This is a genomic window from Haloarcula sp. CBA1129 (assembly GCF_008729015.1).
Taxonomy (GTDB): domain Archaea; phylum Halobacteriota; class Halobacteria; order Halobacteriales; family Haloarculaceae; genus Haloarcula.
The window spans coordinates 346,111-367,548 of record NZ_RKSM01000001.1 but is presented as its reverse complement, the minus strand read 5'-3'; the positions used below and the strand labels follow the sequence as shown (position 1 = coordinate 367,548).

At 63.2% G+C, this 21,438-nt stretch carries 24 protein-coding genes and 1 tRNA gene; 14 read left to right on the top strand and 11 right to left on the bottom strand.

What is annotated here, in order from left to right; all coding sequences use genetic code 11:
• Positions 1-15: 15 nt before the first annotated feature.
• Positions 16-789: a fumarylacetoacetate hydrolase family protein gene (locus tag Har1129_RS01845; protein WP_151099105.1), complete on the bottom strand. Its 774-nt coding sequence runs from the start codon at positions 787-789 to the stop codon at positions 16-18.
• A 162-nt stretch (positions 790-951) separates the two neighbouring features.
• Here Har1129_RS01845 and Har1129_RS01840 point away from each other — a divergent pair, with 162 nt between their 5' ends.
• From Har1129_RS01840 to Har1129_RS01825, 4 genes are read left to right on the top strand one after another with little or no spacing between them, the layout of a single operon-like run.
• Positions 952-1,686 (top strand): prephenate dehydrogenase/arogenate dehydrogenase family protein, encoded by a 735-nt coding sequence (locus Har1129_RS01840; protein ID WP_151099104.1) that lies wholly within the window; start codon positions 952-954, stop codon positions 1,684-1,686.
• Positions 1,683-3,098, top strand: a complete 1,416-nt coding sequence (locus Har1129_RS01835) for a small ribosomal subunit Rsm22 family protein (RefSeq protein WP_151099103.1) — start codon at positions 1,683-1,685, stop codon at positions 3,096-3,098. Before Har1129_RS01840 ends, Har1129_RS01835 begins: the two co-directional genes overlap by 4 nt.
• Positions 3,099-3,134: 36 nt before the next feature.
• The gene (gene surE, locus Har1129_RS01830) at positions 3,135-3,944 is read left to right on the top strand and encodes a 5'/3'-nucleotidase SurE (RefSeq protein ID WP_151099102.1); all 810 of its coding nucleotides are present in this window, start codon (positions 3,135-3,137) and stop codon (positions 3,942-3,944) included.
• Positions 3,945-3,951: 7 nt separating this feature from the next.
• Positions 3,952-4,875, top strand: coding sequence for a DMT family transporter (locus Har1129_RS01825; protein WP_151099101.1), 924 nt, complete (start codon positions 3,952-3,954; stop codon positions 4,873-4,875).
• 16 nt (positions 4,876-4,891) lie between these two features.
• On the opposite strand, the gene Har1129_RS01820 is transcribed toward Har1129_RS01825, so the two are convergent.
• Positions 4,892-6,136 carry a DHHA1 domain-containing protein gene (locus tag Har1129_RS01820; protein WP_151099100.1) on the bottom strand — a complete coding sequence of 415 codons (1,245 nt, stop codon included), beginning with the start codon at positions 6,134-6,136 and terminating at the stop codon, positions 4,892-4,894.
• Between the two features lie 236 nt (positions 6,137-6,372).
• Here Har1129_RS01820 and Har1129_RS21120 point away from each other — a divergent pair, with 236 nt between their 5' ends.
• Positions 6,373-6,501 carry a hypothetical protein gene (locus Har1129_RS21120; protein ID WP_255518324.1) on the top strand — a complete coding sequence of 43 codons (129 nt, stop codon included), beginning with the start codon at positions 6,373-6,375 and terminating at the stop codon, positions 6,499-6,501.
• Positions 6,502-6,898: 397 nt separating this feature from the next.
• On the opposite strand, the gene Har1129_RS01815 is transcribed toward Har1129_RS21120, so the two are convergent.
• From Har1129_RS01815 to Har1129_RS01800, 4 genes are read right to left on the bottom strand one after another with little or no spacing between them, the layout of a single operon-like run.
• Positions 6,899-7,312: a hypothetical protein gene (locus tag Har1129_RS01815; protein ID WP_225307716.1), complete on the bottom strand. Its 414-nt coding sequence runs from the start codon at positions 7,310-7,312 to the stop codon at positions 6,899-6,901.
• A 47-nt stretch (positions 7,313-7,359) separates the two neighbouring features.
• Complete coding sequence (locus tag Har1129_RS01810; RefSeq protein ID WP_151099099.1) at positions 7,360-8,172, bottom strand: HD domain-containing protein; 813 nt, start codon at positions 8,170-8,172, stop codon at positions 7,360-7,362.
• Between the two features lie 46 nt (positions 8,173-8,218).
• Positions 8,219-8,686: a redoxin domain-containing protein gene (locus Har1129_RS01805; RefSeq protein WP_151099098.1), complete on the bottom strand. Its 468-nt coding sequence runs from the start codon at positions 8,684-8,686 to the stop codon at positions 8,219-8,221.
• A 60-nt stretch (positions 8,687-8,746) separates the two neighbouring features.
• Positions 8,747-8,971 (bottom strand): hypothetical protein, encoded by a 225-nt coding sequence (locus tag Har1129_RS01800; protein ID WP_225307715.1) that lies wholly within the window; start codon positions 8,969-8,971, stop codon positions 8,747-8,749.
• 466 nt (positions 8,972-9,437) lie between these two features.
• Between Har1129_RS01800 and Har1129_RS01795 the strand changes: the two genes are divergently transcribed.
• From Har1129_RS01795 to Har1129_RS01785, 3 genes are all read left to right on the top strand, one after another.
• Positions 9,438-9,677: a twin-arginine translocase TatA/TatE family subunit gene (locus tag Har1129_RS01795; RefSeq protein WP_151102063.1), complete on the top strand. Its 240-nt coding sequence runs from the start codon at positions 9,438-9,440 to the stop codon at positions 9,675-9,677.
• Positions 9,678-9,754: 77 nt separating this feature from the next.
• A tRNA-Arg gene (locus Har1129_RS01790) sits at positions 9,755-9,828 on the top strand.
• A 280-nt stretch (positions 9,829-10,108) separates the two neighbouring features.
• A complete protein-coding gene (locus Har1129_RS01785; RefSeq protein WP_151099096.1) occupies positions 10,109-11,740 on the top strand; it encodes a GMC family oxidoreductase in 1,632 nt (543 codons plus the stop codon).
• Here Har1129_RS01785 and Har1129_RS01780 read toward each other — a convergent pair.
• The 3 genes from Har1129_RS01780 to Har1129_RS01770 form a co-directional block, all read right to left on the bottom strand.
• Positions 11,737-12,315: a metal-dependent hydrolase gene (locus Har1129_RS01780; RefSeq protein WP_151099095.1), complete on the bottom strand. Its 579-nt coding sequence runs from the start codon at positions 12,313-12,315 to the stop codon at positions 11,737-11,739. The genes Har1129_RS01785 and Har1129_RS01780 overlap by 4 nt on opposite strands.
• Positions 12,316-12,395: 80 nt before the next feature.
• Complete coding sequence (locus tag Har1129_RS01775; protein WP_151099094.1) at positions 12,396-12,848, bottom strand: transporter; 453 nt, start codon at positions 12,846-12,848, stop codon at positions 12,396-12,398.
• A gap of 48 nt (positions 12,849-12,896) precedes the next feature.
• Positions 12,897-13,595: a chemotaxis protein CheC gene (locus Har1129_RS01770; protein WP_151099093.1), complete on the bottom strand. Its 699-nt coding sequence runs from the start codon at positions 13,593-13,595 to the stop codon at positions 12,897-12,899.
• 256 nt (positions 13,596-13,851) lie between these two features.
• Between Har1129_RS01770 and hisC the strand changes: the two genes are divergently transcribed.
• The 5 genes from hisC (at position 13,852) to Har1129_RS01745 (ending at position 18,045) form a co-directional block, all read left to right on the top strand.
• On the top strand, positions 13,852-14,934 hold the full coding sequence (gene hisC / locus Har1129_RS01765; protein WP_151099092.1) for a histidinol-phosphate transaminase: 1,083 nt from the start codon (positions 13,852-13,854) through the stop codon (positions 14,932-14,934).
• Positions 14,931-15,437, top strand: a complete 507-nt coding sequence (locus tag Har1129_RS01760) for an adenylate kinase family protein (protein ID WP_151099091.1) — start codon at positions 14,931-14,933, stop codon at positions 15,435-15,437. Before hisC ends, Har1129_RS01760 begins: the two co-directional genes overlap by 4 nt.
• Positions 15,434-16,042, top strand: a complete 609-nt coding sequence (locus Har1129_RS01755; RefSeq protein WP_151099090.1) for a CDP-alcohol phosphatidyltransferase family protein — start codon at positions 15,434-15,436, stop codon at positions 16,040-16,042. Before Har1129_RS01760 ends, Har1129_RS01755 begins: the two co-directional genes overlap by 4 nt.
• 163 nt (positions 16,043-16,205) lie before the next feature.
• Positions 16,206-17,447, top strand: a complete 1,242-nt coding sequence (locus tag Har1129_RS01750) for an RNA-guided endonuclease TnpB family protein (RefSeq protein ID WP_151099089.1) — start codon at positions 16,206-16,208, stop codon at positions 17,445-17,447.
• A gap of 67 nt (positions 17,448-17,514) precedes the next feature.
• Positions 17,515-18,045: a multiprotein bridging factor aMBF1 gene (locus tag Har1129_RS01745; protein ID WP_151099088.1), complete on the top strand. Its 531-nt coding sequence runs from the start codon at positions 17,515-17,517 to the stop codon at positions 18,043-18,045.
• A 1-nt stretch (position 18,046) separates the two neighbouring features.
• Here Har1129_RS01745 and Har1129_RS01740 read toward each other — a convergent pair whose 3' ends face one another.
• Positions 18,047-18,652, bottom strand: coding sequence for a response regulator transcription factor (locus Har1129_RS01740; protein ID WP_151099087.1), 606 nt, complete (start codon positions 18,650-18,652; stop codon positions 18,047-18,049).
• A gap of 98 nt (positions 18,653-18,750) precedes the next feature.
• On the opposite strand from Har1129_RS01740, the gene tpiA reads away from it, so the two are divergent.
• Positions 18,751-19,398, top strand: a complete 648-nt coding sequence (tpiA, locus tag Har1129_RS01735; RefSeq protein ID WP_008309909.1) for a triose-phosphate isomerase — start codon at positions 18,751-18,753, stop codon at positions 19,396-19,398.
• A gap of 27 nt (positions 19,399-19,425) precedes the next feature.
• Here tpiA and Har1129_RS01730 read toward each other — a convergent pair whose 3' ends face one another.
• Positions 19,426-21,318, bottom strand: a complete 1,893-nt coding sequence (locus Har1129_RS01730; RefSeq protein WP_151099086.1) for an ATP-binding protein — start codon at positions 21,316-21,318, stop codon at positions 19,426-19,428.
• Positions 21,319-21,438 lie beyond the last annotated feature (120 nt).

Below are 21,438 nucleotides of genomic sequence, written 5' to 3'. Positions count from 1 at the left end.
CCCGTGTCGGCCCGTTCAGGGGATTTTGACGCTGTGTTTGAGCGTCCCGATGCCCTCGATTTCGATTTCGACCTCGTCGCCGTCTTCCATCGGTCCGACGCCCTCGGGCGTCCCCGTGGCGATGACGTCACCGGGCTCTAAGGTTATGTACGAGGTGATCTCCGCGATCAGTTCCGGAACGGAGAAGATGAGATGCTCGCGCGAGGAGGACTGCTTCGTCTCGCCGTTGAGTCGGAGTTCGATGCTGGCGTCCTCGGGAACGTGCTCCGGGGTGGCCACGAGCGGGCCAATCGGGCAGGCGTTGTCGAAGGCCTTCCCGCGGACCCAGTTTTGCTCCTGTCGCTGGTCGTCGCGGTTGGAGATATCGTTAACACAGGTGTAGCCCGCGACGACGTCCATCGCGCCCGATTCGCTGACGTTCTTGCACTGCTCGCCGATGACGACGCCGAGTTCGGCCTCGTAGTCGATGCGCTCTTTCCCTGAGGGCATCGTGAGGTGCTTGCCGTGGGACGCAACAGCGTTCGGAGCCTTGAGAAACAGCATCGGCCGGTCCGGGAGGTCCGAGTCCATCTCCTCGGCGTGGTCGGCGTAGTTGCGCCCGATACAGACGACTTTCGTCGGCTCGCAGGGCGGGAGGATATCTACCTCGTCGGGGTCGTAGGACTCATCGCCAAAGGCGATACGGCCGTACGGTCCGGCGGCGGCGGTGACGACGGGTTCGCCGTCCTCGACGGTCCAGCGACCCCCCCGGACGTTCCCCGCGGTATCACGGAATCGAACGCGCTTCATGTCACCGTTCTCTCAGGGCCGACAGATAAGCGTTTAGGAGGGGGAAACCGGACCACAGCGGGCTGTTCGACGGCTGTCTACCCGTCCATCGTCACCTGCGGTGGCCCGGCGTCGGAAGTGTGACCGAACGGCTTTTGAGACGGGACGGGCTACGCTGGGCCGATGAACGTCCTCGTCGTTGGCGCTGGCGCGATGGGCCAATGGTTCGCGCGCACGGTTCAGGCCCACGCCGACGCGTCCGTCGCCTTCACCGACCTCGATCAGTCGGCCGCTGAAGCCGCTGCCGACGCAATCGACGGGCGCGCTGTCGCCAGCGACGCGACTGAGACTTTCGATGTCGTCTGTATCGCGGTGCCGATGCCCGTGGCCGAGACGGCTATCGACGAGTTCGCGCCGCTGGCCACGGGTGCAATCGTCGACGTGACTGGGAGCATGGCTGGCCCCATTGGGGCGATGCGGGACGCCATACCCGACGGTCAGCGACTCAGCCTTCACCCGCTGTTTGCCCCCGAAAACGCGCCGGGCAACGTCGCTGTCGTTACCGACGCATCGGGACCCGACGCTGACGCCGTCATCGACGCACTTGCCGAGGCCGGGAACAACTGCTTCGAGACGACGGCGGCGGAACACGACGAAGCCATGGAAACAGTGCAGGCGAGCGCCCACGCGGCTGTCCTCGCGTTCGCGATAGCCGCCGCCGACGTACCCGACCGGTTCCAGACGCCGATTTCGGCCGGCCTGTTCGACCTCGTCGAGCAGGTCACCGGCGGTGACCCGCGAGTGTATTCCGACATACAAGACGCCTTCGACGGCGCGGACGCGGTCGCCGACGCCGCCAGCGAACTCGCCGACGCCGACGCAGACACTTTCGAACGGTTGTACGAACAACTCTCATGAACCAAGATACACGCCAGCAGATACGCGAGAACGCCCAGTACCTCCGGAACGTCCGGCCGCTGGACCCCGAGGAGCTACAGGAATACGTCGAGGGCCAGCCTCATCCCGCCGTCGTCAAACAGGTGCTCCGGGAGGAGGCGTTCGACCTTGGCATCGTCGAGCAGGACGACGGGACCTTCGTCCCGGCCCCCGAGGGACGGCTCTCGGTGCCCTTCCACGGCGTCGAGCGGTTCCCCGACCGCTACGAACAGCAGGTCATGGACCTGCTGACGGAGTGGGGTGGGCTGGAGTGGTACGACGGCGAACGCGGTGACGAGCTCCGCGAGCGAATCCGCGACATCAAAGAGCGGTATCTTCAGGGACAGCCCGTCGAGTACGACGAACTGACCGCACTCGGTTACGCCGTCTATCACCTTCCGGACTACTACGCCGTGGCGAAGTACGTCCTCGCGGACCTCGCCGCGGACGGCCTGCTTCCGTCACAGCTCCGGGTGCTGGACGTGGGTGCCGGCGTCGGTGGCCCGGCGCTCGCCCTGCGCGACCTGCTGCCGGACGACGCCCTGCTTGACTACCACGCGGTCGAACCGAGCGCCGCCGCGGACGTGCTGGAGGAACTCCTCGAAGACAGCGGTCAGAACGTCCGCTGGGAAATTCACCGGGCGCTCGCAGAGGCGTTCGAGCCCACAGGAGCGGATGCAGCGGAGTACGACCTCATCATCTTCGGCAACGTCCTCAGCGAACTCGACGACGCGGCGGCGACCCTCTACCGGTACGTCGAGGTGCTTTCTGACGACGGGACGCTGCTGGCGCTGGCCCCGGCCGACCGGAACACGGCGATACAGCTCCGAACAGTTGAGCGCGAGGTCGCCGACGGCGGCCCGGCGACGGTGTACGGGCCGACGGTGCGGCTCTGGCCCCACCAATCGCCCAATGGCGAGTCGTGGTCGTTCGACCGCAAGCCCGACATCGAGGTGCCGACGATGCAACAGCGCCTCGACGAGCCTGCCGAGGGGACCGGCGAGTTCGTCAACACGGACGTGCAGTTCGCCTACAGCGTCCTGCGAACCGACGGCAAGCGCAAGCACGACGTGACGCCCGACCGGGGCATCCACGCGCCGATGGCCGACGCCGAGAACTACGTCACCGACCGGGTGAACTTCCTCGGGGTCAAGCTCAGCCACGACCTCGCCGAACGGGAGGGCGCGAACCCGCTGTATCTGCTGGGCGACGGCAGCCAGCAGGTCGACCACTTCGCCGTCCTCACCGAGTCCTCGATACTGAACGAAGACCTCCGGACGGCCGACTACGGCGACCTGCTGTCCTTCGAGAACGCCTTGGTGCTCTGGAACGACGACGAGGAAGCGTACAACGTCGTTGTCGATGGCGAGACGGTCGTCGACCGGGCCCGCTAGCGGTGGGCTTTTCTCACAGACGGCCTGACGGAGCGTATGGACGAGCCGACGATTCTGCTGACAAACGACGACGGCATCGAGAGCGCCGGCCTCCGGGCGGTGTACGACGGGCTCTCGACAGTCGGCGACGTGACTGCGGTCGCCCCGGCGGAGGACCAGAGCGCGGTCGGTCGGGCTATTTCCCACGAAGTGACCGTCCACGAGCACGACCTCGGCTACGCTGTCGAGGGGACACCCTCTGACTGCGTCGTGGCGGGGCTCGAAGCGCTCGTCACTGATGCCGACCTCGTCGTCGCGGGCTGTAACCGCGGGGCGAACCTCGGCGCGTACGTCCTCGGCCGCTCGGGGACCGTCAGCGCCGCCGTCGAGGCCACCTTCTTCGACGTGCCAGCGATAGCCGTCTCGATGTACATCCCGGTCCGCGAAGACGCTGCCTTCTCCGATATCGAAGCTAACGGAGAGAGCTACGGCGAGGCCAAGCAAGCGACGAGCTATCTCGCTGACCACGCCATCGACGCCGGCGTGTTCGAGCAATGTGACTACCTGAACGTCAACGCGCCCGTCGCCGAGTGGGGCGACGCGGAGATGACAGTCACGCGCCCGTCCCATCTCTACGAGATGGACGCTGTCAAGGAGGGCGACGCCGTGATGCTCCACGACCGTATCTGGGAACACATGGCCGATGGCGACATCCCCGACCCCGAGGGGACCGACCGCCGCGCCGTCGTCGACGGGAAGGTCAGCGTCTCACCGCTGACCGCGCCACACACGACGGAACACCACGAGGCCCTCGACGCCATCGCAGAGACCTACGAGCCGGGAGACAACGGCGAGGCGGCCGACTGAACCGACGATGCGGTTCCGCAACGCCATCCTCTTCATCGCGCTCGCTATCGCGTGGGGAAGCGCTTTCACCGCCATCAAAGCCGGGCTAGAGTACTTCCCGCCGATCCTGTTCGCGGCGTTCCGGTACGATCTCGCTGGGGTGTTGATGCTCGGCTACGCGGTGTACGCGACGGATCAGTGGGTCCCGAAGGGGCGGACCGACTGGATCGTCGTGGGTATCGGCGGCTCGCTCCTGATCGCCGCGTACCACATCTTCCTCTTCGTCGGCGAGCAGGGGACCACCAGTGCCGCCGCCGCTATCGTCGTCAGCCTTTCGCCGATCCTCACGACCGGGTTCGCGCGTGCGTTCCTTCCGGACGAACGGCTCACGACGCTGGGTATCATCGGCCTCCTCGTTGGGTTCGTCGGTGTCGGTGTTCTCAGCAACCCCGACCCGAGGAACCTCCTCAACCCCCGAACTGTATCGCTGTTTCTGGTGTTCCTCGCGACAGTGTCGTTCGCCCTCGGGAGTGTCCTGACACGTCGGTTCGACGACGGTTTGGAAATCGAGACGATGGAAGCGTGGTCGATGCTCCTCGGTGCAGTGCTTATGCATGGTGTCAGCCTCGGTGCCTCAGAATCGATTGCTGCCGTCCAGTGGACTGCTGAAGCCGTGCTGGCCCTGCTGTATCTGGTTGTCGTCGCCAGCGCGCTGGGCTTTCTCATCTACTTCGACCTGCTGGAGCGACTGGGGCCCATCGAAATCAACCTCGTCTCCTACGCCGCCCCGGTCGTCGCCGCCGCCACCGGGCTGCTGTTCCTGAGTGAGACGCCGACCGTCTACACGGGCGTCGGATTCGGCTGTATCCTCATCGGGTTCGCGCTGCTGAAACGGGACGCGCTTCGAAACGAGGTCGCGCGGCTCAACGGGTCGCCGAACCGTAGCGATTGAGGTCAGCCGTCACGGCTTACGCCTCTGGCACGTTCCGGAGGAACGTAACAATATCAGCCCCGTCAGCACCGAGTCCCCCAGCCTGTGCGACCGTCGGTCGTCCGCCGCCACCGCCACCGAACTCTGTGGTCACCCGCTCGACCACCTCGCTGGCGTCGACGCCGCCGTTCGTTGCGACCCCCAGATATTTGCCATCGGCGTCGACCAGCGCGGCCACGTCAATATCATCGGCGGCGGCGGACTCCGCCCGGTCAGCGAGCGCATTCGCGTCGAGCCCCGCCACGGTCCCGACGAGCCACGTCTGTCCATCCGCTTCGATAGCGTTGTCGCGCAGATCAGCGAGACGGGAATCCACGAGGCGCTCCTGGAGGCTCGAAACCGTTTCCCGGAGGTCGTTGCGCTCCGACTGGAGTCCGTCGACAGCGGCCGGGAGTTCGGCAACGTTCGTATCCAGCGACTGAGCGGCCGTCATCGCCCGCTCGTGCTCGGTCGCGCGCTGGCGGATCGCTCGCGGACCGACGGCGAACTCGACGCGAGTGAGTCCCTCGCCGGGGTTGGACCGACTGAGAACCGTCACCGGCCCGATTCCCCGCGTGTTCTCGACGTGTGTTCCACCACAGGCTGCCACGTCCCAGTCGTCGATGGTAACGACCCGGACCGTCTCGCCTTCGATTCCCTCCTCTGTCTTTGTGTTGAACGCGATGTCGTCGCGGTCCAGTGCCTCGTCACGCGGAATTTCTTCCCAGCTCACGTCGTAGGATTCCCAGACAGCGCGGTTGGTCAGCCGTTCAAGTTCGGTGAGTATCTCGTCGTCGATCTCGGTCGTTGTTTCGAAATCCACCCGCACTTTTCCGTCGATAGCTGGCCCGAAGTCGTCGCCACCGGCGTCGTCCGAGACCGTCGCGCTAATATCGAAACCGCCGTAGCCGAGATCAGACAGCAGCCGGCGACCAGCACCATAGAGGACGTGACTGGCTGTGTGGGCACGCATGCAGTACGTCCGAAACGCCGTATCAATCTGGCCTTTGACTGTCTCGCCCGTGTCGAAAGACGGCGGCTCGGCCAGCTCGTGGACGATATCGCCGTTTCGGTGCTGTACGTCGACGACCTCGACACCATCGAGTGTTCCTCGATCCGCCGGCTGTCCGCCGCCTTCGGCGTAGAAGTACGTTTCCGTTAGCACGACGGCGGTCGAATCGATACGGTCGACGGTCGACGTGAACGTCGTCACAGTGGGCTCGGCTGCGGCAGTTCCTGTCATCGAGCGTGGCTACGTCAGCGCGAACAAAAACGTCTGGGCGTGTCCCAGACGAACGAGCGTCTGGGACCACCCAGCCGACAGGAGGGCAGTGCTCGTGCGCACCGAGTCGGGTAGGCTGTTGGGGAAGCGGCCGACGCCGGTTGCATCGTTATCCACGGCATAATCTGCTGTGTGACACTGTATCCGTTCCCGATACAGTGCTACTAATTAAGTACCGACACTGATGCTTACAGTTCATGCACGGGAGTGGGGTCCAGTTGCTAGTGCTCTGGCTGGTTGTGATCTGGCTGGTCGCAGTCGGCCTGTTTCTGGCGCTTCTGTACGCGTTCGGCAAGCGGGACCGACATAAGCAGGCCAGTGCGTAGCTGAGGTAGCTGTGCAAGACAGATGGTGTGACAGCGGCGTCTGACGTTCGGCTGACGGGCCATCGGAATCGGAGTCATGTCCTGCGGTTTTCACTTTCACCGTGCATTGCCCGATTATATCAGTCCCCGGTCCCTTGTCCGGCAATATGCTCGAGCGATTACGCCGGGCCGTGGGGACTCAACAGCGGTCACATCTGGAGTGTCGACGCTGTGGAACCACCATCGAAACGGATAGCTCGACCTGCCCTGCCTGTGGCTCCAGCAACATCGCACAGTACGACCTCTGACTGAGGCATCCGTTCTCCCGTCCGCTGTTTTCTTCTTTCCAAACGCTATCAGACGGGTGGCCTCCATCGGTTGTTCGTTCAGCGACAGAAAAACGGGCCGGCAGACGCGCTTACTGCTCAACAGCTTCCCACACGTTGGACGAAATTTTCGCCTCAGCGCTATCCGGGTGGGTCACCGTCAGTCGGTCGCCGGACTCAATTGCGACAAGATCAACGGTGTTGGTTTCCGCGTGATTTCGGGTCGGGTACGTAAACGGCCGTGACCGCGTCGGAAGGTCACTGATCGACGGGCACTTCGGCGGCGCAACGACGTCATCGGCGAACCCGTCAGTGTGAATCTTCGACTGTGGCTTGTCCCGACCACGCGTATCGAGCCACTGGAGACATTTCTCCCCAATCGAAGTAGTCTCAATGGCTGAGCGCACCCGATGCGTTGCCCGTTCCAGAAGCGAGGGCGGCGGCACGTCGCCGTCGGCCGTCCCGCCCCGGGCACCCCGTGGCTCATCCATGGGTGTGAGACTCATAGACACAGCTAGGGAAGCACGGTACAAAACCGTTGTGTCGCTCCGGTTTAGAGTTCGATCCGTTCGACGATCTGATTGCCGTCTTCTCGGGTGTTGAGCGCGACGATACGGACGTGTTCCTCCAAGCCAGAGTCTTTGAGCTTGGCTTTCAGGAGATTGTCGACCTGATAGACGCCAGCCGCGTTGTTCATCGCGATTTCGACGAGGACAGAGTAATCGTCGCCTGCGCTCAGCGTCACCGTCTCGATAGCCTGACTAGAGACGGTATCGATTCCGCGACCGCCGCGCTTGTACGGAATCCGCGACCGGCCACGCTCCATGTCCAGAGCGTCGGCGACGCGAACGACGCCGGCTTCCAGCGTCAGCGGGTTTTCCTCGGTGTGATGGCAGAGAATGGCATGGAGTACCTCGCCCTTTACCTGAACCGCCTGACGGATGTCGTAGAACTCCGGAAGGATGTCATCGAGGATGTCGGCCGCCAGCGGAATCGAATAGTACGGATGTGAGTCCCGATGGACGACGTGGCCGATGTCGTGGAGCGTCGTCGCAAGCGCGATGATGACGGCCTCGTCAGCCTCGTCGAGGCCGTGGTCGGCCGCACCGTTGAACTCGACGCCGCCCTGTTTGAGGAGGTCATACAGACACAGCGCTCGGTTCCGAACAATACCGATGTGTTTCGCGCCGTGATCGTTGTACTGCTTGCGCGCGACGGGGTTGATGTTCTGGGCTTCGAGATACGCCTGAATCTCCTCGTCAGTCGTGATAGTGTCGAGAACTGCGTTCAGTCGTCCGTCCGGGAACGCATGCTCTGCCTCGGGGTCGTAAATTCGGCCGCCGGTCTCGTCTCTGTCAACGCTCATATCACATCCCAGACGACCCATAGCGAAAAATCCCCCACCGGCGCGATCAGGTGGCAGCGTCGATAACTTCGTCGTAGTCCGGTTCGACGCCGGGGTCGTCGCTGACCCATGCGTACGTGACTTCTCGGCCCTCATCGATAACGAAGACGGCCCGCTTGGCGACGTTCGGAACACCGAGTGCCTCGAAGTCCATCGAAATGTCATAGGCATCGACGATCTCCCGCCCGGAGTCACTGACGAGGTCGAATTCAAGCCCCAGTTCGTCCCGGAACGCGTTCTGTGAGAACGGTGTATCGATGCTGACACCGTACAGCGTCGCCCCTGCCTCAGTGAGCTCATCGAGTCGGTCTTGGAACGAGTTCATTTCGTGGCTGCACACGCTGGTGAACGCCCCCGGGAAGAACGCGAGCACGACAGGCCCGTCGTCAACTGCCTCGGATAGTGTCATCTCGTCAACGTCGCCGTTGGCGATCGGTGCCGTGAAATCAGGTGCAGCATCTCCGACTGATACCATACTGGCGACCTTGGTCGTGGCAGGTAAAACCCTTTCCGACGTGGACGAGTCCCGACGCACTCAGAACTGGGCGAACTTCGCCGTGACTTCGTCGATCCACTCCGGTAACTCTCGGTCCGCGAGTGCCCCGTCAGCGTCACGGGTCGTGACGATATCCGCGATTTCTCCCTCGCGCGTGATATCGAGTCGCCATACTCCGTCAGCCTCAATGTCGACTCGAACGACGTCCTCTCCGACGGGTTTGATCGGCCGAATCGTTACCTCTTCCCCACTTCTGACTTCCATCGTATGACTATCAGCCGGCATCTGGTATCTCTGAGCGCCCGACAGTAGTTATATTCCCGGGCGGCGGAGTCGCCTGACCGCGCTGTCCCCGACAAGCGGTAGATTAATCAACAGATGATAAATCGACGGGCTAGCCGGTGGTGCGGGTGCGAACCCAAAGACGGACAGACCGCGACCGCAGAACATGGCCACGTGAGCCGTGTCACCTGACACCCCAGCTATCGACCCGGTTCCGTGTACATAGCGCGGTCTAGTTATCGACATACCGACACAGGCTAGCGACACCGAACCGTGAACACCGGGTGTCGCCGCTCCGGTCTACATCCAGTATGCCAGCGCAGCGCCACGACACAAGTCTCGACGTCGATAAATCGCCCGGCAGGCCCTCCTGAGCAAAAAGGTTATAATAGCAACCACGTAACCTTCGGATACAATGTTAGGGACATCCGGAGTACTGTTCCCGGGGATGCCCGGGACGACGGAGATGATGGTCATCCTCCTCATCGCCGTCCTGCTGTTCGGCGCGAACAAGATTCCAAAACTGGCACGGTCGACCGGTGAAGCCATGGGCGAGTTCCAGAAGGGGCGCGAAGAAGTCGAGCAGGAACTCGAAGAGATGCGTGATGGCGGCGCTGCAGAGGGGGCCGACGCGTCCACTGTGGACGCGGCCGAGTCTTCCGAGAAAGCGACGGAATCCGAGACGTAATCTCGACCACTTCTCCGTTTTCAGCGGGCTACAGTGATAACGAAAGCATTTTTCACCGCTCAATCGACCACCCGATAGGGCGTGTGGCCTAGTGGACTAGGGCGAGGGGTTCCTAACCCCTAGAACGCGGGTTCGAATCCCGCCACGCCCGTTACCACCGAGCGAAGGCGAGGTGTGTAACGGCCCGGAGATTCGAACCCTACGAGACGAGCGAAGCGAGTCTCGGTCCGGTTCGAATCCCGCCCTGCCCGCTTCGTGGTTTCTCGCATCCGCTCGAAACACACTCGCGGCCGTGGCGTCCCTCGCGAAACCTGCGGTTTCGCTCAGTCCCGCCACGCCCGTGCAGCGAACACAGTGAGCGAATTGACACGGCAACACAGAACACCTGAGATGCCAACGTATAAGTTTAGGCTTACCTAACTCCTGCTGAGATGGACCGGGAGCCGTCCGAGCGGGCGGATGTCTGTGTCGTCGGGGCCGGACCGGCGGGGGCACTCATTGCAAGCCACCTCGCCAGCGCCGGACAGAAGGTAGTCGTGCTAGAGGCCGGACCGCGGTTCGACAGGGCGAAGCGAGAGCAGCAGATGGAGGCAGCGATCCGACCCGGCGACCACGGCTCAGTCTGGGAGATGGGCGGCGACCGCGATGCGTTCAGTGCGAGCGGCGAGCGGTACTACCCGCTGAACATCTCGCGGGTGAAAGGCGTTGGTGGCTCGACGCTGCACTGGCAGGGAATGGTGATGCGGCTGCACCCGTCGGATTTCGACGGGAGCCACGACACCGACGACCCAGCGTGGCCCATCGATTACGACGACCTGCGGCCGTACTACGCCGACGCCGAGCACGCGCTGGGCGTCGCCGGCGACGCGGACAACCCCTTCGCGCCGCCGCGAGACGGCGAGTACCCCTTGCCCGGGTTCCCGCCGTCGTACAGCGACTCGCTGTTCGCCGAGGCCTGCGAGCGGTTGGGCATCACGATGCACTCCGTCCCCAACGCCCGCAACTCCGAGCCGTACGACGGCCGCGGACCGTGTGTCGGCTACGGGACCTGCCAGCCAGTTTGTCCCTCGGGCGCGAAATACGACGCCAGCGTCCACATCGAGGACGCCGAAGCCGAGGGGGCACGCGTCATCGACCGCGTCCCGGTCCAGCGCCTCGTTACCGACGCCGAGGGACGCGTCGAGGCGGCCGTCTACGCGACGCCGGGCGGGACCGAACACCGCCAGACGGCCCGCGAGTTCGTCATCGCGGCCGGCGGCGTCGAGACGCCGCGACTCCTCTTGCTATCGGAGAGCGACGACCACCCGGACGGGCTGGCGAACAGTTCGGGGCTGGTCGGCCACTACTTCATGGACCACCTGTTCGCCGGCGCTGGCGGCACGCTCGCTCAGGAAACGCGTCAGAACCACGTCGGCTTTCTCACAAGCGAGTGTCACCAGTTCTACGACGACCCCGGGCAGGCAGTCGAACGCGTCGCGGATGACAAGACAGTGGTTGAGGCCACCGACGAGGTGCTGTCGCCGCTGAAACTGGAGTTTCTGAACTACGCCGGGCCGTCGCCGGTCGAACTCGCGCTCTCCGGCGAGGAGTGGGGTGACACCTTGCTGTCGAGCCTCCGAGAGAGCTACGGTAACAGCATCGCGATGGGTGGGTTGGTCGGCCAGCCACCGCGGAAAGAAAACCGGGTGACGCTGGACACCTCGACGACGGACGACCACGGGAATCCGGTACCGGACATCCAGTGGTCGTGGGGCGACCGACTGGAGCGGTCGCTGGCTCGCGCAAACGAGATTCAACACACCGTGCTGTCGGAGTTGGGCGTCGACATCTCGTGGACAGTCGGCCCGGCGGACACCGGGCCGGCGTACCACCACATGGGCACGACACGGATGGGAAGTGACCCAGAGACGAGCGTGGTCAACCCACAGTTGCAGACCCACGACGTGGCGAATCTCTCAATCGCATCCTCGTCGGTGTTCGTCACCGCCGGGTCGATGAACCCGACGCTGACCATCGCGGCGCTCGCGCTGAAGTGCGCGGACCACGTCGCCGAGCGGCTCTAATCAGAAAACGCCGCGACCACTGCCTTGCTCCGACGAGTGACCGATGTGAGTCCGGGCGCGCCGTGGGCAATCCACACGACGGCGGCGATACCGAACAGCCCGAACTGGAACAGGACGTACGGCTCGACAGTGAGCGATGCGAACTGTTCGACGAAGGAGGTGTCGTTGGCGTACGGCGGTGGTGGCCGGAGCGGCCAGACGAGAAAGCGTAGCCACTTGGTCTGTGACAGGTCACCGCCGAGCAGTCCCGCAACGGCTGTCGGGCTCATGTCGGTCAGAGTGTGTACGAACGCACCGATGGTGAACGCTTCCGAGAGGTCCGTTCTGCGATACCACGCGGCGACGCGGTGTAGAACCACGGCAAGGAAGAGAAGTGTGAACAGCGAGTGAGCGAGAGACCGCCCGGACGGCAGGACGCCGACCGTCCAAGCGAGTGGTTTGTCGATCAGGTCCGGGAACTGCGAGCCCACCGCCAGCGCGGTCAGCGTCGCCGCAGTCTGTCGACGGGTCGGGTCAAGGCGAGTGTAGACGACGTAGACGAGATAAGCGACGGCGAGGTGTCCCCACGGCCACATTGGGATTCGGTACGCTGGATAGTGATTTGTATCTGCTGGTACAGGTTTACGGTGCAGTCGACAGCCGGTGTGTCAGCCGTTTAGTACAGGCCGAGAATCGCACCGGCGTCGAGCAGGAGCAGAATCGACACAACAGACGCCCCGAGCAGGAACGGGCGTGCGTTCCGTGCCGGTTCGCGGACCTTCTGCTGGTCGAAGCCGTCGCTGAGCTTCGACGCGCCAACCTCGACGAGACCGGCCAGAATGAACCACAGGACGATCATCGTGATGACGAGGTGGCCGCGACCGGTTCCCGTCAGCGACTCGGCGGTGTAGCGGGTCGCCGCCAGATGCCCGCCCGTCAGAAACAGAAGCAGCGCGCTCGCCCGTGACACCGTCTGAAGCTTCCCGGTAATCGCCGACAGCGGCCCCGGCGAGGAGTCGCCGTTCAGCGCCGTCGGGAGGACGGCGTAGGTCATGAACAACACGGTTCCAGCCCACAGCGCGGCGAATATCAGGTGGACCCCGAAGACAGCCGCGTTTACGACACTCATATGCGGCGGTTGGACGCGACCCTCTTCAACGTCGTGGGTTCGGTGTGGTTACTCCGAGGAATCGAAGGCGTCGAGCGCGTCCACGTCACCGGACATATCGAGTTCTGTGACCGCGTCGGTGTCCGCCGAGATGTGCGTCTCGCGGTCCGTATCGTAGTCCAGCTGGTCGATGAGGTGGACGAACGAGCCGGGGTCGGGGATAAGGAAGATGCGCAGCGAGAACGCCACATCGCTCTCCTTGATGTCGACGAGCGAGTCGAGCACGATGGTCAGCGAGTCCCGGCGGACGTGTGAGAGAGCTTTGTCGGCGATTTCGGTCGCGTCGTCCTGTACGACTGTCGGCGTCCCCATGTTGATCGTCGCGTTCAGCGTGTTCGCGATGCCGTCGATGAAACCCGAGGTGAGGATGTTGCACATCTCCTGCAGTGCGGACTCATGGAGTTGTGTGAATCCATCGTCGACACTGGAGCCGGTCATCAGCTCTGCGATTTCGGCGGCCGTCTCTGTCTCGAACGTCATCAGGAACACGCCGTATGGCGGTTCAGTCAGTCGAACACGAGCGCTGTAGATGTTCCCGCCACCCATCTCCGTGGCGATGTCCTCCGGCTGGACGAACGAGAGGCTCTTGATCTCGACGGCGGCGTCAACGCCGGCCAGCGTCGCCAGCGAGTCGGCGACCTGCTCGGCTCCGTCCTGAATGAGTCGCGTAATGAGCGTGAGTTTCCGGATATCGATGAGAAGCGGCATTGCACACTATCAGGACCCATGGTGTGTTACCGTTTTCGGTGACTGTAGCTGTCGGCGAGTAGACAGTGGCCCACCGTAACGCTCATTACCACCGACTGACAGGGATTCGGTGGGGAGCGTGCTATTCCGTGCCTTACCCGTCATCGACGGGTTTCGCACGGCAGCCGCCAGCGAATTTATCTGTAGGGCTAACTGGGAAGCCGCGGCCACGCCCGATGTGAGCACGCTTAAGCCGCCCCGTCCGTTTTGCACAGCCATGGAACCACGGGACCTCTCCGCTCACACTGTCTATCGGGCAGGTCGCGGTATCGAGGAGGTCGCTCGGGAACTCGGTCTCGACCCGGACGACATGGTGAAGCTGGCGTCGAACGAGAACATGTACGGGCCGAGCCCGGACGCTGTCGAGGCGATTCGCGGGGCGGCCGAGCGGATGCACTCCTATCCGAAGGCCTCCCACGCCGACCTCGTCGACGAACTGGCGGCCATGTGGGATGTCACGCCCGAACAGGTGTGGCTGAGCAACGGCGGCGACGGCGCGCTCGACTGCCTCGCCCGGGCGATGCTCGACCCCGGGCAGGACGTGCTCGTCCCGTCGCCGGGCTTCGCGTACTACGCGATGAGCGCCCGCTATCACCACGGCGAAGTCAACGAGTACACGCTCTCGAAGGCCGACGACTTCGCACAGACCGCCGACACTGTCCTGAAGGACTACGACGGCGAACGAATCGTCTACCTCACCAGCCCGCACAACCCGACCGGTGCGGAGTTTTCGACCGACGCGGTCCGAACGATTGCCGAGGAGACTGATGAACAGACACTCGTCGTCGTCGACGAGGCCTACGGAGAGTTCTCCGAGCGGCCGAGCAAGCGGCCGTTACTGGACGACCGCGACGACGTTGCGCTCCTGCGAACGTTTTCGAAGGCCTACGGGCTCGCGGGCGTTCGACTCGGCTACGCGGTCGTCCCCGAGGACTGGGCCGACGCCTACGCCCGCATCAACACGCCGTTCTCGGCCAGCGAACTCGCCTGCCGGGCCGGGCTGGCAGCGCTTGACGACGACGAGCACGTCGAGCGCTCCATCGAAACTGCCGCGTGGGCACGAGAATACATCGCCGAGGAACTCGACGCGCCGACCCGGGACAGCGCAGGGAACTTCATCCTCGCAGAGGTCGGCGACGCCTCGGCCGTCGCGGACGCCGCACAGGAGCGTGGCGTCATCATCCGCGACTGTTCCTCGTTTGGACTGCCCGAGTGCATCAGAATCACTTGCGGGACCCGCGAGGACACCGAGCATGCCGTCTCGGTACTGAACGAGGTCATCGAGGTGGTCGAGGCGTGAGAGTTGCCGTCACCGGGACGCCGGGCACGGGCAAGACCACGGCGACGGAGCATCTCGACACCGACCTCGACGTACTCCACCTCAACGAAATCATCAAAGACGAGGGATTCTCGACGGGTATCGACGAGGACCGCGGGAGCCTCGTCGCCGACCTCGACGGCCTGTCAGAGTGGCTCGACGGCCGCGAGGACGTGCTGTTCGAATCCCACCTCGCCCATCACTTCGACGCCGACCGCGTGATTGTGCTGCGAGCCCACCCCGAGACCATCGTCGAACGGCTCCGGGAGCGCGGCGACGATGACTCGAAGGCCTACGAGAACGCGGAGTCGGAGGCGCTCGACGTCATCCTCGGGGAAGCCGTCGAGGAGCATGGCATGGAATCGGTGTACGAGATCGAGACGACGGACCGGGACCCCGACGAGGTAGCGAGTGAAATTCAGGCTGTCGTCGATGGGGAGCGCGAGCCGAGCGCGGGGACCGTCTCCTACATCGACTGGCTATGACGCTCGATAAGTTCCGCCCGCTGGCCGACCGCGCACTCGGCCCGTTCGTCAGCGCCGCCAAGGTTGCCGGCCTCTCACCCAACGGCGTCAGCGTCATTGCGTTCCTGCTCGCACTGGGGGCCGGCAGCGTGTACGCCGTCGCGACGCGGGACCCGCTGCTGTATCTCGGCGGCGCAGTGCTGGTCTTCCTGAACGGCTGGCTCGACCTCGTGGACGGCGCGCTCGCCCGGGAACTAAACGTCGCGTCCTCCGGCGGCGACCTGCTGGACCACGTGCTGGACCGCTACGCCGACATCGGCATCATCGTCGGCCTCGCCGCGGGCGTGAGCCAGTGGGAACTGGGCATCGCCGCCGTCACCGGCGTTCTGATGACCTCCTATCTCGGGACCCAAGCGCAAGCGGTCGGCCTCGACCGCGTGTACGGCGGCCTGCTCGGTCGCGCCGACCGGCTTGCTCTCGTCGGTGTCGTGACTGGTGTGGCTGCGTTCGTCCAAACTACGCTGGCCGGCCTGACGCTGGTCGGCTGGCTGCTGGTCGTGTTCGCCGTCGTCGGCCACGTCACCGCCGCCCAGCGGTTCTATCACGCGATGAGAGCGCTCGACTGAACATCGGTTCAGCAATTGACGGACCAGTATCCCGCTGAGAACGACCAGTGCACTATTTATACTGATCAGCGTGGCGAATCCCCCGACACACCATGAACGGGGATGAAGCCGAAACTCCATGTCACAAACCATTAAATAAACATGTCGACAATCAAGGATAGCGATGGAACACAGTTACCGCTACCGTGCCTATCCGACAGAAGGGGTAGCGGACGAACTGGAACATCAGGTAGATATTCATCGCCAACTATACAACCACGTCCGATGGGACTACACGAACAGCCCCGTGGATGCTAAGCCGAGTGAGTTCGACCAGAACAACAAACTCCCTGAGTGGAAGCAAAAATGGCCAGTGTTCGCGGAAACGTATTCGAAAGCCGCGCAAGCTACCGTTGCCCGCTTCCACCGCAACCTCTCGAACCTTCGTAAACAAAAAGAGAACGGGCACACCGTTGGTCGTCTCAAACGGCAAGCACCCACCGATTACCGGAGCGTGACGTACAACCAGTCTGGTTTCGACCTCGATGAAAAGAGGGGCCAAGACGGGTTTGCGTACGTTCGCTTCAGCAAAGTCGGATGGGTCAAAATACGGTACTCCCGTCCAATCCCTGCTGATTCCTCAATAAAGGAAGCCACGTTCAAGAAAGAGACTACCGGTGAGTGGTTCGTTTCCTTTGGGTTGGAAATCGACGACGCTAACTTGCCCGAGAAGCCCGATGTGGACTCACTCAACCCGAGCAACAGCGTGGGTATTGACCTCGGCATCTTGAACTACATCCATACCAGCGACGGGAAGTCCGTGGATTGGCTCGACCTCGAAGGCGAATACGAACGACTCCGACGTGCGCACCGCAAACTCTCGCGGAAAGAACATGGGTCGAACAACTACGAGGATCAGCGAGTCGAAGTGGCGAAGGCCAAACGCGACATCCACCGGAAAGTACTGGACTACCAGCACAAAATAACGACGTGGCTCGTCAAGGAGTACGATGCCGTGTTTGTGGAGGACTTGAACGTTCAGAGTATGCTTCGAGCGGATGGAAACGGTCGGAACAAGCAGGATGCGGCGTGGCGACAGTTTATCACTTTGCTTGAATACAAGGGCGATGTGTACGGTACGCACGTTGTGCAGGTCGAAGCGGCAGGGACGACAAAAGAATGTGCGGTGTGTGGTGTGGAGTCATCGAAGTCCATCTGGGTCCGGGAACACTCCTGTCCATCATGTGGGTTTGAGACAAACAGGGATGCGAATGCAGCGATGAACGTCTTGCAAAGGGGGTTTTCTGAACTAGGGCTGGGATGGCCCGAATCAACGCCTGTGGAGACTGTGACCGCTACGGACACCGCTGATCTTCAGCGAATGTCTGCAAGTCACGTCATCGAAACAGGAAGCCTGTCTACGTGAGAACAGGATTCCCCGCGCCAGCGTGCGCAGGGCAACATTCAAACCGCGCCCAGTCCAAGCCGTCGGTATGGTTCAGTGCGAGATGTGCGGGACGGAGGTTTCGTCTCCGAACCGCGTCAAAATAGAGGGAGCCGAACTCGACGTCTGTGACGAGTGTACCGACTTCGGCACGGAGGTCAAGACGGAGGAGACGTCGTCCACGTCGACGAAGTACTCGACGTCGTCCTCCTCGTCATCGTCATCGAGTTCATCCGCCTCGTCGAGTTCCTCGGGCGGTGGCGGGTCCGGTGGCCGCCGTCGAGACATGTTCGACGAGATGGACGAGATCGCACAGGATTACCACGACCGAATCCGCAAGGGTCGGGAGTCTCAGGGCCTCAGCCAAGAGGAACTCGCCAAGCAGCTCAACGAGAAGGCGAGCCTGATTCGGAAGCTCGAACAGGGGAACTCGCTGCCCAGCGATGACGTCCAGAAGAAACTCGAAAGCGCGCTCGAAATTTCCCTGAGCGCGGGCGGCAGCGCCGACGAGACGGAGTGGTCCGGCGGGAGCAGCGACGGCGAGTACACGCTCGGCGACGTCGTGAAACGGAAAGACTAGATCACAGCTGGAGGTCGCTTTTCTCTACGTCGAGTTCGTCTGCGAGTGACTCGACGTTCGACGAGATACGCTCGATCTCGTTCTGTAGTTCCTGATATCGTGCGCTGTCTTGCAGTTCCCGTTCGGTCTTCTCGACGCGGAGGACGTTGCGCTTGAGCTTTTTCGACGTGAGTGTCCGGAGTCTGTCGTTGTACTCCCGAATCTTGTACAGTCGATTGACGACTGCTTGAAGATCGTCACGGGTGACAGGCTTGACGAGGTAGTCGTCGACGCGCATCTCGATAATGTCGAAGTCGGGGTCGATAGCGGTAACCATCGCGACGCGGCATCGAAGGCCTTTCTCTTCGATCTGTGCGAGCACTTCGTTACCGGAGACGACTGGCATCCGTCGGTCGAGCAGTACGACGTCGATGTCGGGCGACAGCAGTTCCAGACCTTCCTCGCCGCTGTAGGCCGTCTGTACGTGGTACTGGTCAGACAGATAATCGGTGTACAGATCGGCCAAGTGTTGTTCGTCCTCGACTATCAGAACGGTCGGTGTGTCGTCATCCCCTGCTGTCACGGCTTGTCTCGTTTTTTGTCTCGGCTGAAGCGTAATAATTGTCACCCCCGAGCGGTAGGCCGAGAATGAACGAGTGCGCGGTGGGAGGCACGCCAAACGGCGGCTTCGCAACCTATTTCCCGACAGCAACCGGTGCGTTTCGTATGTTCGTCCTTGTCAATCTGAAGGCGTACCCATGTGACCCAGTCGAGGTAGCAACCGCCGCTGCTGACGTGAGCGACGACTCCGGCGTTCGCGTCGCTGTCGCGCCACAGGCCGCACAAATCGGCGCTGTCGCGGAAACCGGCGTCGAGACGTGGGCCCAGCACGTCAGCGCCGTCGAGCACGGCAGCCACACCGGCAGTACCCTCGCCGAGGCCGCCGCAGATGCCGGCGCTGTCGGGACGCTCCTGAACCACTCCGAGAACCGACTCAAGCTCGCGGATATCGACGGCGCGCTGGATGCCGCCGACCGCGCGGACCTCGAAACCATCGTCTGTGCGAACAATCCCGCACAGATCGGCGCGGCCGCCGCGCTCGACCCCGACGGCGTCGCCGTCGAGCCGCCGGAACTCATCGGAACCGGCACGCCCGTCAGCAAGGCCGACCCGGACATCGTGACCGGCGCAGTCGACGCCGCTGCCCGCGTCAACGGCGACGTGGACGTGCTCTGTGGCGCTGGCATCTCCACCGGTGAGGACCTCGTCTCGGCGAGCGATCTCGGCGCGAGCGGCGTTCTGCTGGCGAGCGGCGTCGCAAAGGCCGACGACCCGCGCGCGGCGCTCGAAGACCTCGTCGAACCGCTCCTGTAGAAGCACCGGTACCGAAGAACTAGCTTTTCACTCGTCAGTTCCGTCCAGAAACATCGATTCGAGTCGAGCGACAACCGATTCTACCTCGTCTTCGTCGAGTCGGCGGTCGCTCTCCGCTCGAACCAGCGCGGTCAACCGAGTGTCGTACTTTCCGCGGCCGACGTGTTCGACCAGCCCGCGGAGTCTGAGTTCTCTGTTCCGTGCGTAGGCCGCGGTCCGGTCGCCGGACCCGCCAGCCGAGAAGTGGGCGTTCAGCGGCGTCCCGGGCCCTTGCTCGCGGTAGTACGCGAGCATCCGGCGGGTCTTTCGGTCCAACTCCTCGATGTCGGCGTGGAGGTCGCCGTAGACGGCGGGACCGTCGAACGCCGTGGTCTCGTCGGCAGACGATGCGTCCGCTCCGTCTGTCTGCTCCGCTTCGACGGCCTCGGCGATGGCCGCTTTCAGCTGTGCGTCATCAGTTTCGTTCGCAGCAGCTGTGTCGTCGGATTCACTGTGACCGTTGGCGGACACCGTCGTTGCACCGCCGTCTGCGCTTGCGCCGGTCGTCGCTACGTCGTCGGTTGCGGCGTGGCCGTTCGTCGCCGGCTTGTGGTCCGCACCGTCGTCGTTCGACGCCGCTTCCGCGCTATCGCCGTTCGACGCCGCACCGTCCCCGGCGCTGCCACCGTTCATCGCGGCCCCGTCCTCGGCGAAGGCACTGAACGCGTCACCGAACCCGCCGCCGGACGTGGCATCGGCTGTTTCGTCCGACTCCGCGGACTGCTCGTTACGGGAGCCATCGTCGTCTGCCTCGTCGTCCGACGCCGGCTGGTCGGCAAACCGTTCGTGCTGGCGGCGCATCTTCTCCTGTTCCGTCCGGCCGGGGTTGTAGTCCTCGGCCTGATCCAGCATGGCTTCGGTGAACTGCTCGGCCATCCGAGAGAGGTCTCTGGCGTCTTGCAGTTCCGCCTCCAGTTCGGCGATGCGGGAGTTCTTCTTGTCCAGCTCCTCGCGGAGTTCCTTGATGCGGTTCTCCGTCGCCTGTTGTTCCTCGCTGATGGTCTCCAGTTCGGAGACGAGGTCGTCGCTGACGGACTTGAGCTCGGGCCGCTCGAAGTCGTCGAGGCCGGGCGTCGCGCCGGCGTCGAACGTCTGCTTGCGATGGAACTGGACCCGACTGACCTGCTCGGCCCAGTCGTTCATCATGAACGCCTCGCCGTCGTCTAAGTCTTCGACGGCGTCGGCATACTTGTTGTCGAGGATGCGCCCGACCACCTTCGTGTCGTTGTTCCAAGTCAGACGGTGCCAGACGAGCCAATCACACTGGGTGATGTAGTCCTTCTTTACGTCGGCGGGGCGCTGGCTGATGCCGACGATGCCCAGCCCGTGTTTCCGGCCGCGCTTCCCGATCTTGATGAGCATCTTCCCGACCTCACCCATCGACCCCTTCTCGGGCATCCACTCGTGGCACTCCTCGACGAGCATCAGGAACGGCTGTTTCTGCTTTTTCGCCTTGGCGAACAGCTGCTTGGCCACTTCGGTCAGCAGTGTCTCGGCCTCCTCTTCGTCGAGGAACGACGAGATGTCCAGAATGATCGGGACGTTCTGTTCCAGCGCCAGCGAGGCAATCTTGCCGGCGTGGTCCTCGGTGACCTGAATGTCACACTCCTCGTCGCCGCCGACGTGGAGGATCTCGTACTCCTCTTTCAGGCCGTAGTACTCGCCGTCGATATCGACGATAAGCAGGCCAAAGCCGTTGTCGAGCAGTTTCTCGGCAATGACGCTCGCCGTGTTACTCTTCCCGGACCCGCTCTTACCGGTGATGAACCCCCGGCCGGTCAGCAGTTCCACCACCGGGAGATTGACTGTCTCTCCCGGTTCCCCGGTCCCACCCGGCCCCGCGCTTGTCGTCGCGACGGTTATCTGTTCGGTCTCTGCCATGCGTTTCTGTCAGGATGGAGACGCGCAGGCCCCATAACTCTCCGTCAGACGCCCATCAACTGTGGTACAGATCTGGATGCGGGCGAAACCGTTCGAAATCGTTCCGAGAGATCGTTCGCA

Coding starts and splice junctions, on each gene's coding strand:
- Har1129_RS01845 (WP_151099105.1), bottom strand. CDS start 789: ATGAAGCGCGTTCGATTCCGTGATACCGCGGGGAACGTCCGGGGGGGT.
- Har1129_RS01840 (WP_151099104.1), top strand. CDS start 952: ATGAACGTCCTCGTCGTTGGCGCTGGCGCGATGGGCCAATGGTTCGCG.
- Har1129_RS01835 (WP_151099103.1), top strand. CDS start 1,683: ATGAACCAAGATACACGCCAGCAGATACGCGAGAACGCCCAGTACCTC.
- surE (WP_151099102.1), top strand. CDS start 3,135: ATGGACGAGCCGACGATTCTGCTGACAAACGACGACGGCATCGAGAGC.
- Har1129_RS01825 (WP_151099101.1), top strand. CDS start 3,952: ATGCGGTTCCGCAACGCCATCCTCTTCATCGCGCTCGCTATCGCGTGG.
- Har1129_RS01820 (WP_151099100.1), bottom strand. CDS start 6,136: ATGACAGGAACTGCCGCAGCCGAGCCCACTGTGACGACGTTCACGTCG.
- Har1129_RS21120 (WP_255518324.1), top strand. CDS start 6,373: ATGCACGGGAGTGGGGTCCAGTTGCTAGTGCTCTGGCTGGTTGTGATC.
- Har1129_RS01815 (WP_225307716.1), bottom strand. CDS start 7,312: ATGAGTCTCACACCCATGGATGAGCCACGGGGTGCCCGGGGCGGGACG.
- Har1129_RS01810 (WP_151099099.1), bottom strand. CDS start 8,172: ATGAGCGTTGACAGAGACGAGACCGGCGGCCGAATTTACGACCCCGAG.
- Har1129_RS01805 (WP_151099098.1), bottom strand. CDS start 8,686: ATGGTATCAGTCGGAGATGCTGCACCTGATTTCACGGCACCGATCGCC.
- Har1129_RS01800 (WP_225307715.1), bottom strand. CDS start 8,971: ATGGAAGTCAGAAGTGGGGAAGAGGTAACGATTCGGCCGATCAAACCC.
- Har1129_RS01795 (WP_151102063.1), top strand. CDS start 9,438: ATGCCCGGGACGACGGAGATGATGGTCATCCTCCTCATCGCCGTCCTG.
- Har1129_RS01785 (WP_151099096.1), top strand. CDS start 10,109: ATGGACCGGGAGCCGTCCGAGCGGGCGGATGTCTGTGTCGTCGGGGCC.
- Har1129_RS01780 (WP_151099095.1), bottom strand. CDS start 12,315: ATGTGGCCGTGGGGACACCTCGCCGTCGCTTATCTCGTCTACGTCGTC.
- Har1129_RS01775 (WP_151099094.1), bottom strand. CDS start 12,848: ATGAGTGTCGTAAACGCGGCTGTCTTCGGGGTCCACCTGATATTCGCC.
- Har1129_RS01770 (WP_151099093.1), bottom strand. CDS start 13,595: ATGCCGCTTCTCATCGATATCCGGAAACTCACGCTCATTACGCGACTC.
- hisC (WP_151099092.1), top strand. CDS start 13,852: ATGGAACCACGGGACCTCTCCGCTCACACTGTCTATCGGGCAGGTCGC.
- Har1129_RS01755 (WP_151099090.1), top strand. CDS start 15,434: ATGACGCTCGATAAGTTCCGCCCGCTGGCCGACCGCGCACTCGGCCCG.
- Har1129_RS01750 (WP_151099089.1), top strand. CDS start 16,206: ATGGAACACAGTTACCGCTACCGTGCCTATCCGACAGAAGGGGTAGCG.
- Har1129_RS01745 (WP_151099088.1), top strand. CDS start 17,515: ATGGTTCAGTGCGAGATGTGCGGGACGGAGGTTTCGTCTCCGAACCGC.
- tpiA (WP_008309909.1), top strand. CDS start 18,751: ATGTTCGTCCTTGTCAATCTGAAGGCGTACCCATGTGACCCAGTCGAG.
- Har1129_RS01730 (WP_151099086.1), bottom strand. CDS start 21,318: ATGGCAGAGACCGAACAGATAACCGTCGCGACGACAAGCGCGGGGCCG.